Genomic DNA, 9984 nt, shown 5'->3' with positions numbered 1-9984 from the left:
GGCGCTCGCTGTGCCAGCGAGCCGGCGCCTACCGCTGCACGGATGGCGGCGCGCCGCTGCATTTGCCCGATGACGAGGGCTATGTGAAAGGCGCCTCCACCAGCGGCGGCGAGGATCCGGAAGACCAGTACCTGCATGAATCCCTGTTCCGCTGGACCGGCTGGAGCCTGGTCGCGCCGCGCCCGGGGCGCACGCTGCGCGACCGCGTGGATCCGGATAGCGGGGTGCAGGGCGAAACGCCGGAAGAGGTGCAGGACACGGCCACGGAAAAAGGCAACGGCCTGGCGGTCAGCTTCACTGCTGCCAAGGGCAGCCTGCCGCGTCTGCGCTTCGGCATGCCCTACCGCTTCCGCGCACGCCTGGTGGACCTGGCCGGCAACAGCCTGGCGCTCGACGATCCCTCGCTCAAGCAGGACGACAACGCCACGCAGCCGGTCGTCTACTGGCGCTTCGAACCCGTGGATCCTCCGGCGCTGGTGCAGCGCGCCCGCCTGAGCGAAGGCGAATCGCTGGAACGCATGGTGATCCGCAGCAATACCGGGCTGGACCCCGCGGCCTACCTCGAAAGTCCCGACTTCAAGCATGCCCGCCAGCAGGACGCCTCCAAGGACTTCGCGTACACGGCGGTCAACGAACGCCATGTGGTGCCGCCCAAGGCGTCCCAGCTGCAATGCGAAACCCACGGCTTGTTCGACGCCATTATGGGCGATCCCGCCGGCATCAAGCAGGCCTATGAGACCGCGGCCCGCGATGCGGCCACCCTGTACGACAAGGGGCCGGATACGGACATAGAACTGGTGACGCCGCAGGCGCTGCAGAAGGTGGCCACCACCGATCGGGTGCCGCCGCAACAGCCCTCGGCCGAGCAGCCTACCGGCGAGCGCCTGGCCGCCGGGCAGTACGTCATCCACCGCGAAGCCCAGGTGCTCACGCCCTATCTGCCGGATCCGGCGGCGGGCGGCATCGCGCTGCGCGCCCAGCCAGGCTACGCCTTGCCCGGCGTCACGGGGCCCAAAGTGCTGGGCCCCAGCGCCGTCATCGCGCTGACGCCTGCCCAGGAGCTGGTGCTGCTGGTGGCGCACGGGTCCAAGTGGCCAGACACGCTGGGCTTGCGCATCGTGCTGCAAGAGCGCCGCGCCACCCTGACGGATCCGCCCTGCTCGGAAGACTTTCTCGACGATGGCCTGCCCACCTGGGACGAGGCCAAGCGGGTCCTGACCTTCTACCTGCCCAAAGGACGCATCGCCCGCCTACGCTACTCCAGCTTTGTGAATCCCGGCCTGGCCAACACTTTCGGCATACCCGCTTGGGCCAACAACGAAGGCGAACGCGCCACGCTGCGCCTGTCATCCGTGCTGGGCGGCTGCTGGATGGTCACGCCCTATCGTCCGCTGGTACTGGTCCATGCAACCCAACAGCCGATCTGCGATCCCCTGCTGTTGATGGCCGAGGAACCGCAGCGCGGGCCTGGCGACGCCCACGCGAACCTGTACGCCCGCGTACGGCTGCACGGCCCCACCACCGGCAAGGTAGATATCGAGGCTGACTGGCACGAATGGGTGGACGACCTGCAGAAGCTGCGTCCGGAACGCCAGGCCGGCCATGGCGTGCTGGCCGAGATTCCCCTGTCGGAAAACTACGCCAACCTTTTCAGCCTGAGCAACGCGGTGGAGGAACAACTGAATGCAGAAGGAAAGCTGCGCGCGCGCGGCGACCGTCATGAATTCGGCGACACCCGCTTCCGGCTCATCCGCTACCGCCTGCGCGCCGCCACACGCTTCCGCGAATACCTGCCGCCCTCGCTTTACGAGCAGGCGGACAAGGTCACGCGGCTGGGGCCCGTCGCCGACGGCCCGCTGGTGGAGGTGGGCGCGGACGACGACCCCGGCGCCCCGGTGCTCAGGCGCGACGGCCGGGCGCAGAATACCGTCGTGCGCGCCAGCGCGCCTCCCGACGCCCCGGTCCTCACGTACGTGGTGCCGACCTTCCGCTGGCAGGAAACGGCCGGCGCTGGCAAGCTGGACGTGACGCGGCTGGGCAACGGCCTGCGGGTCTGGCTGGAGCGGCCCTGGTTCTCCTCTGGCGACGGCGAACTGCTGGGCGTGGTGATCGCGGGCGACGGCCAGAACTTCACCGACATCGCCAATCCGCTGACGCCGCTGGTGACCCAGTGGGGCATGGATCCGCTGTGGGAGACGCCCCAACCCAAGCACAAGGCGCGAGTGTCGGACTTCTCCGCGCGCGTCACCGACGAGCAGGTCTATCTGCAAGAGATCCCGGCCAAGCTGGTCCATGTGGTCGGACACCGCGTGCGTTGGAGCGACGAGCGCGCGCGCTGGTACTGCGATATCGAGCTCGATCCAGGCCGCAGCTACATGCCCTTCGTGCGCCTGGCGTTGGCGCGCTATCAGCCCAATGCCATCAGTTCGGCCAAGCTGTCGCGGGTGGTACAGGCCGAGTTCTCCCAGGTGTTGCCGCGCCGCCGCGCCGTGTTCGAGCAGAAGCGCGGTCGGCTGGCGTTCAGCCTGCGCGGCGTGGTGCCCGCGCACGGGCCGATGAAATTCCCGCTGGATTCCGAATACCTGAATATTTCCTTCATCCCCGGCATAGGCCAGACTGCCGAAAGCGGCCGCAACCGCGTCGAGCTGGTGCTGCAGACGCGCGACCCGGCGCTGGACAGCGACCTGGCCTGGAGCGATGCCGCGGTGCTGGCGTCGGGCCTGCTGGACCCGTCGGGACCGGCGCCGCAGCCGCCCGGCCCAGGCCCCATTCTCATAGACCGGATGCGCGAGCTACCCATCCTGGAGACCGCCACTCCCACCACGCTGGCCGATCTGTCGCGGCTGGGCAACGTGGTCGTCGGTCCGGTGGTGCGCTTCCCGCCGGTGCTGGAAGGTCCCCTCCTGGGCGAGTTGCTGGACCCGGTCATCTGGTCTGCCAGCGTCACGCTTCCCGACAGCGGTGGCAAGCCGGCGCGCATCGCGGTGCGCGAGTACGAGCGCTACTACACTGACAATTCCGTGCCCGAACGGCGCGCCGGCGCCACGCAACAGCGCCGCGTGGTGGAAGAGCGGCTGGTGTACTCGGCGTTCTTCGGGATCTGACGATACGCCAGGCGCGCCGGCCGCCTAGTCGGCCGCCTAGTCGGCCGCCTCCGTCCCGCGCCCTGCCGGGCCTGACCGGGCGGGCATGCTCAGCCACGCCGACAGCGCGCAGGCAATCAGCAAGGTCAGCGTGGGATACAGCATGCTGAGATTGCGCATTTCGCCTGGGGAGCAAAACAGCAGAAACAAGGGCAGATTGATCGCCGCCGCTGTCGCTCCGTGGACCCGCAAGGTAGCGGGCAGGCGGCGCCATGCTTTCACGCCCAGGCCAGCAAAGACAAGAACGAATACAAGGCTGAAGCCGCGCGGCAACAGGACGCCGTAGGTGTTTTCAGTGCGGAACCAGTTGCCGGGATCGGCGTAGAACAGCAAGTTGTCCCACAGCTGGAAATCCACGGTCGAACCGGGATTTCCGGCGTATCGCAAACGCATCGCCAGGTAGACGCAGCCGCCGGCCAGCATCAAGGCCGAAACCAGGCCGGCCGCCCGGATGCGGTCCAAGTGCGCGCGCAGCAGCGGATAGAGCGCTGGCGTAAACCAGAAGAATGCCTCCTTGTTCCACGTCGCCAGCCCCGCCAGCACCAGCAGGAGAAGCGCTCGCCACGAGCGCAGCGTTTCCACGCCAAGAGCGAGCGTCACGGCGCTCATGATGAAGAGCACTTCGGTGAAGTCGTAGAAGTAGCCGCCCTCGGTCAGCATGAAAGGCAAAAGCAAGGCCATGATTGCCGGCGCGGCTATCGCCGCCGGTTCTGTCGCCCCCACCCGCAGGCAAAGTCGGCGCATGACGTAGAGGCTGGCGACCAGGGCGAAAAACGTCAGGTAATAGACGATGTAATAGCGCAATGCGACGGCCGGTTTCAATGCCTCTGACTCGGGGTACTTCATCGCCAGGCTGGACCGGCTGTTTATCTTGCGCGGGTCCGACAGACTGCTGGAAATCCTCGCCAGGATCGCCACCGGCAACAGGCTCTGAATCTGGTTGGCCATGGCTGGCAGCAGCTGCCGATAGACGTAGGGACGAGCTGCCGTCCCTTCAACCATATACGACAGCCCCAGCGAGGGATGGCCGTCGTTCAAGCGCCACTTCGTATAGAAGCCGTTGAACGAGGCTGCAGCCGCCATCAGGAAAAAAAGCAGCAACAGGAAACCGCTGTAGAAGCGGCTGCCAAAAAATCGCGTCATCATCGGGTCAGGTTTTATCGAGAGAGAAGAAAGACGCCGAGGACGATGAGCGTTGCTCCCGCCAGGCGAAACGAGCCGAATTCCTCGGCGCCAGCGAACGCGCCATACGCGAAGATGCCAAGTATGGATATGGCAACCATCAGCGGATATGCCAGGGTGAGATCCAACCGGCGCAGCGCGAGCGCGTAAAAGCCGAAGCCAGCGCCGTACGAGGCAATGGCCAGGAGGTATGACGCCCCGCCCTGCCCGCCAAACAAGGACATGCCCCGGGACGTTCCCCCAACCTTCAAGGCGATGCTCGCGGCGGCGCTGCAGGCGCTAGCCAGGAATAGAAGTAGATATGGCATGGTTATCTGACGAGAAAGAAAACTGCCAGGGCCCAGGCAGCTACCGCCAAGCGGATTTGCGCATCGGACAGCAGATCCAGGCCGGTGTCTTCGCCGGCTCCCTGCCCGTAGATCAGGTACAGGTACCGGAACACGCCGAAGGTCACGATGGGCAAGGTAACGATCAGGTTTTCGGTGCCATGCAGGGCCGCTGTCGCGGGATCCAAGGTATAGAGTCCGTAGGTCAGTATCGTCATGCTTACGGTAATGGCCATGAGCACGTCGAGCAGTTGAGGCGAGTAGTAACGGAGCACCAGACGTGTGGAGCCCTGCATGACCAGGCCTTCGGACAGCGCCGGACCGAACTCCGCGCGGCGTTTCGCAAACCCCAGGAACAAGGTGAGCATGAACGAGCAAAGCAGCATCCAACGCGACGGCGTGATCCCCACCGCGTACGTTCCGCAGACCAGGCGGATCATGAAGCCCGCCACAATGCAGAACACGTCCACCAGGACGACATGCTTGAGCTTGAACGTGTAGGCGATATTGAGGACGAGATAGGCAGCCACGGCCGCCATCACTGCCCACAGGCCGGCCCCTGCCGGCAGCAGCAGCGCCCCCGCAACCAGCGCGGCCACCAGCGTGCGGGCAGTGTGCAGGCTCACGCTGCCGCTTGCTATGGGACGCATCTTCTTCCTGGGGTGGCGCGCGTCGGCCTCGCGGTCGTGGTAGTCGTTGAGCACATAGACGGCGCTGGATGCCATGCAAAAGGCCACGAACGCGACACCCACGGCCGCTATCAGATCGAGGTCGCTCCAGCTCTGTCCGAACAGCAGTCCAAGCAGCACAAATCCATTCTTCAGCCATTGATGAGGACGCAACAGGCTCAGCACCGGCATCATCGGACCACCTTCCTGCCATTGAGCCAGGCGCAATCCGCAGCCTTGAGCAGCCAGGCATCGCCGCCGCTGTCTCCGTAGGCGTGCAGCTCGTAGCCACCGACAGGTCCGAAACGCGATTCCAGGCGCGCCACCTTCTCCGGCCCCCAGCAATTTGCCGTGCTGAAACGTCCGGTCAGCCGACCGTCGGCTGTTTCCAGTCCGGTGCAGAGGAGTTCAACTCCCAGGCGCCGGGCCATTTCCCCGAGATACAGGTCCGGCGAAGCGCTGACAATCACCACCCGGTGGCCTGACTGCTGGTGTGTCCGCAACCGGGCGAGCATGTCAGGCCGCAGTGCGATGCCGGGGACCCAACGGACTGCCAGCTCTTTCAGGTTGGCCTGCCTGCGGCCGCGCAACACGACGCGGCACAGGCGTTGCTTCGCGCTTTGCCTGAGGGCCATGCCGTGGTCATTGCCTCGCTTGCCGCACATGAGCAGCGCGAGGGCCGGCGACACCATGGTCAAGCCGAGCAGCAGCTTGCACAACGACACCCGCGCCAGGAACGGGATCAGCGTGTCGCGGTAGGTCAGCGTTCCGTCGAAATCGAAGGCTGCCACCACGGGCAGGGCCGGTGCGGATGGAATTTCTTGAGGCATTCTGAAACTGAGGTGAACTCAGCCGAGCAGCGGCATTGCCGTAGTGGTCGGCCAAACACTCGAAACTACGTTCAGCGATCCAATTCATCAACTCTAAGAAACGCCAGGGCAACACCGAAGCGAGAATCCCAGTCAAAAAAAGGGTGCCCGAAGGCACCCAAATCCACCCTACAACAGCAACTACAACTGCATAACTCTCCTGCCGCGCTTAGGCGACCTTTTGCTCCTTGCCATGTTCGAACTGGGCCTCTTCCGTCGAGCCCGTCAGCGCCGTGGTCGAGGACTGGCCGCCTTCGATGGTCTGCGTGACGGCGTCGAAGTAGCCGGTGCCGACTTCGCGCTGGTGCTTGACGGCGGTGAAGCCCATTTCAGCGGCGGCGAATTCCTTCTGCTGCAGCTCGACGAAGGCGCTCATCTGGCGGCGGGCGTAGCCGTGGGCCAGCTCGAACATGCCGTAGTTCAGCGCGTGGAAGCCAGCCAGCGTGATGAACTGGAACTTGTAGCCCATGGCGCCCAGCTCGCGCTGGAACTTGGCGATGGTGCCGTCGTCCAGGTTCTTCTTCCAGTTGAACGAGGGCGAGCAGTTGTAGGCCAGCAGCTTGCCCGGGAACTGGCGATGGATGGCCTCGGCGAACTTGCGGGCGTATTCCAGGTTGGGCGTGGACGTTTCGCACCAGATCAGGTCGGCGTACGGGGCATAGGCCAGGCCGCGCGAGATGGCCTGGTCGATGCCGGCCTTGGTGCGGAAAAAGCCTTCGACGGTGCGCTCGCCGGTGATGAAGGGACGGTCGTTTTCGTCGACGTCGCTGGTCACGAGGTCGGCCGCGTCGGCGTCGGTACGGGCCAGCAGCACGGTGGGCGTGCCCATCGTGTCGGCCGCCAGGCGCGCCGACACCAGCTTGGCCACGGCCTCGCGGGTCGGGACCAGCACCTTGCCGCCCATGTGGCCGCACTTCTTGACCGAGGCCAGCTGGTCTTCGAAGTGCACGCCCGAGGCGCCGGCGTCGATCATGGCCTTCATCAACTCGAAGGCGTTCAGCACGCCGCCGAAACCGGCTTCGGCATCCGCCACGATGGGCGCGAAGTAGTCGATGTAGCCTTCTTCGCCTGGGTTCTTGCCTTCCATCCACTGGATCTGGTCGCAACGGGCAAGCGAATTGTTGATGCGGCGAACCACTTGCGGCACCGAATTGGCGGGGTACAACGACTGGTCGGGATACATTTCGCCGGCCAGGTTGGCGTCGCCGGCGACTTGCCAGCCCGACAGGTAGATCGCCTTCAGGCCGGCCTTGACCTGCTGCATGGCCTGGTTGCCGGTCAGGGCGCCCAGCGAATTCACGAAAGGCTCGCTATGCAGCAGTTCCCACAGGCGGGTGGCGCCGCGGCGCGCCAGCGTGTGTTCCACGCCGATGGAGCCGCGCAGGCGGATGACGTCCTCGGCGCTGTAGTCGCGCTTGATGCCTTGCCAGCGGGCGTTTTCGGCCCAGTCCTTCTGCAGATTGCGGATTTCGGTTTCGCGGTGGCTCATGGTGATGCTCCTGGTCAGTGATGGGAAGACTTCAAAAGATTCGCGTCCTGCATTGCGTGAATCGTTGGACAAAGTCTATGCCTCTGCTGCGGAGCAATGTGGGCTTATGTCTTATACAAGACGAAAAATATTATTCTTATAAATCAATAGACTACAAATTCAATTTCGTATTGCGAAACGCAATTATCATCTGTGAAATGGGTTCCCGCTGCTGCGCAGCAGGGGCTTTCACATGACGAAGGTTACATTTCACGATATGGAAAATCAGGCTTTTTTGCCAGCGCCTACAATGCGTCCATTCTTCAAGTTTCCGATGACTCCGCTATGACGCTGTCCCACGGCCCGTTGGGCCAGAGCGTGGCCTACGCCTCGCAATACGACCCCTCGCTGCTCTTCCCCATCGCCCGGTCGCACAACCGCGCAGCGCTGAACCTGGAAGCGGGCAAGCTGCCCTTCACCGGCGTGGACCTGTGGAATGCCTACGAGCTGTCCTGGCTGGACGCCAAGGGCAAGCCGCGGGTGGCCATGGCCACCTTCTCGGTGCCGGCCGACAGCCCCAACATCATCGAGTCCAAGTCCTTCAAGCTCTATCTGAACTCGTTCAACCAGACCCGTCTGGTCAATTCGGCCGCCTTGCGCGGCCGCCTGGAACGCGACTTGAGCGCCGCCGCAGGCGCGCCGGTGGGGCTGGATTTCTTCCTGCCGCAGCGTTTCTCCGAACTGCAGATGGGCGAAATGGACGGCATCTATATAGACAAGCTGGACATCGAGATCGACACCTACGAGCCCGCGCCCGAAGTGTTGCGCACCCGCCCGGGCGAGGTGGTCGAGGAAACGCTGGCCTCGCGCCTGTTGAAGTCGAACTGCCCCGTGACGGGCCAGCCCGACTGGGCCAGCGTACAGATCCGCTACCGCGGCGCGCCCATAGACCGCGAGTCGCTGCTGCGCTATGTGGTGTCGTTCCGCCAGCACGCGGAATTCCACGAGCATTGCGTCGAGCGCATCTTCAGCGACATCATGCAGGCCTGCCGGCCGGAGCAACTGACGGTCTACGCACGCTACACGCGCCGCGGCGGACTGGACATCAACCCGTGGCGCAGCAACTTCGAAGCCGGGCCGCCGCCGGACGTGCGCACCGTCCGCCAGTAGGCGACCCGCCTACTTCACAAAGGGCTCGGGCCGGGGCGTGTCGTCCTCCGACGGCGGCAGCAGCGGATACTGGAAGGCCGGCTGATCGCCCGTCAGGGTCTTCAGGAACGCCACGATCTGCGCATTCTCGTCCGGCGTGAAGGTCCGGCCCAGCTGCAAGCGGCCCATCACATCCACGGCCTGCGTCAGCGTGGCTGCCTCGCCGTCATGGAAGTACGGATAGGTCAGCGCCACGTTGCGCAGCGTCGGCACCTTGAAGTTGAAGCGGTCGGCGTCCTTGCCGGTCACCGCCGCGCGGCCTTCAGCCTTGTTCTCGGTGACGTAGGGCGTGACCAGACCCATTTTCTGGAACGAGTTGCCGCCCACCGCCACGCCGTTGTGGCAGGCCACGCACCCGCTGTTCTTGAACAGTTCATAGCCCGCCAGCTCGCGCACGGTCAGCGCCTTCTGGTCACCGCGCAGCCACTGGTCGAAGCGCGAGTTGGGCGTCACCAGCGTTTCCTCGAACGCCGCCAAGGCGCCGGTGACCTCTTCGATCGTGATGTCGTCCTTGCCGAAGACCTGCTTGAATTCGGCCCGGTAGCCGGGGATGGAGTTCAGCACCTGCACCGCCAGTTCGTGGGTGGAGGCCATTTCCATGGGGTTGGCGATGGGGCCGCCCGCCTGCTCGCGCAGATCCTTGGCGCGGCCGTCCCAGAACTGGGCGATGCTCAGGCTGGAATTGAGCACCGTGGGCGAATTGATCGAGCCCTGTTGCCACTTGTGGCCGATCGATGCCTTGAGATTGTCCGAGCCGCCCATGCCCAGGTTGTGGCAGGAATTACAGGAAATCGCACCTGAGCGCGAGAGGCGTGGGTCGAAGAAAAGCTTCTTGCCCAACTCGACCTTGGCCGGCTCCTTGATGACCGCCGGCTCGACCGGCTGTATCGGTTCCTGCGAGGCCGCACTGGCCAGGCCGATCCAACTGCTCAAGGCGACCCCTGCCGCCAGCAACGCGCTTGCCCTTCTCATTTGCTTCTCCTGAGTAATGACCACTTCACTGACGAGGTCATTACATCAGAGAGACGCCGCATCAACCTTGCGTAGGGTCAAACCGCCGGGGCGCGGGCCCCGGCTGGTTCAGGAACGCGCGGCGGCCGAAGCCGCAGCCGCGGGTTC

Annotated in this window: 8 protein-coding genes; 2 read left to right on the top strand and 6 right to left on the bottom strand. The window is 64.7% G+C overall.

Annotated elements, in window-relative coordinates; genetic code table 11:
* Window positions 1–3104: hypothetical protein (locus VIR09_RS17555; RefSeq protein ID WP_332014034.1), on the top strand; the 3104-nt coding region annotated here is incomplete at its 5' end.
* 36 nt (window positions 3105–3140) lie between these two features.
* Here VIR09_RS17555 and VIR09_RS17550 read toward each other — a convergent pair.
* From VIR09_RS17550 to aceA, 5 genes are all read right to left on the bottom strand, one after another.
* Entirely contained in the window at window positions 3141–4181 is a 1041-nt protein-coding gene (locus VIR09_RS17550) for a hypothetical protein (RefSeq protein ID WP_332014033.1), read from the bottom strand.
* Between the two features lie 119 nt (window positions 4182–4300).
* Complete coding sequence (locus VIR09_RS17545; protein ID WP_332014032.1) at window positions 4301–4549, bottom strand: hypothetical protein; 249 nt, start codon at window positions 4547–4549, stop codon at window positions 4301–4303.
* An 86-nt stretch (window positions 4550–4635) separates the two neighbouring features.
* Entirely contained in the window at window positions 4636–5514 is an 879-nt protein-coding gene (locus VIR09_RS17540) for a decaprenyl-phosphate phosphoribosyltransferase (RefSeq protein ID WP_332014031.1), read from the bottom strand.
* Entirely contained in the window at window positions 5511–6149 is a 639-nt protein-coding gene (locus tag VIR09_RS17535) for an HAD-IB family hydrolase (RefSeq protein ID WP_332014030.1), read from the bottom strand. Before VIR09_RS17535 ends, VIR09_RS17540 begins: the two co-directional genes overlap by 4 nt.
* A 208-nt stretch (window positions 6150–6357) precedes the next feature.
* On the bottom strand, window positions 6358–7677 hold the full coding sequence (gene aceA / locus VIR09_RS17530; protein ID WP_332014029.1) for an isocitrate lyase: 1320 nt from the start codon (window positions 7675–7677) through the stop codon (window positions 6358–6360).
* A 324-nt stretch (window positions 7678–8001) separates the two neighbouring features.
* Between aceA and queF the strand changes: the two genes are divergently transcribed.
* Window positions 8002–8826: an NADPH-dependent 7-cyano-7-deazaguanine reductase QueF gene (gene queF, locus VIR09_RS17525; protein WP_332014028.1), complete on the top strand. Its 825-nt coding sequence runs from the start codon at window positions 8002–8004 to the stop codon at window positions 8824–8826.
* Window positions 8827–8835: 9 nt separating this feature from the next.
* Here queF and VIR09_RS17520 read toward each other — a convergent pair whose 3' ends face one another.
* Window positions 8836–9837: a cytochrome-c peroxidase gene (locus VIR09_RS17520; RefSeq protein ID WP_332014027.1), complete on the bottom strand. Its 1002-nt coding sequence runs from the start codon at window positions 9835–9837 to the stop codon at window positions 8836–8838.
* Between the last annotated feature and the right edge of the window lie 147 nt (window positions 9838–9984).

It is taken from the genome of Achromobacter sp., assembly GCF_036567245.1.
Lineage (GTDB): Bacteria > Pseudomonadota > Gammaproteobacteria > Burkholderiales > Burkholderiaceae_B > Achromobacter.
Note: the sequence above shows the minus strand (reverse complement) of the source record. Positions and strands in the feature narration are given on the sequence as shown.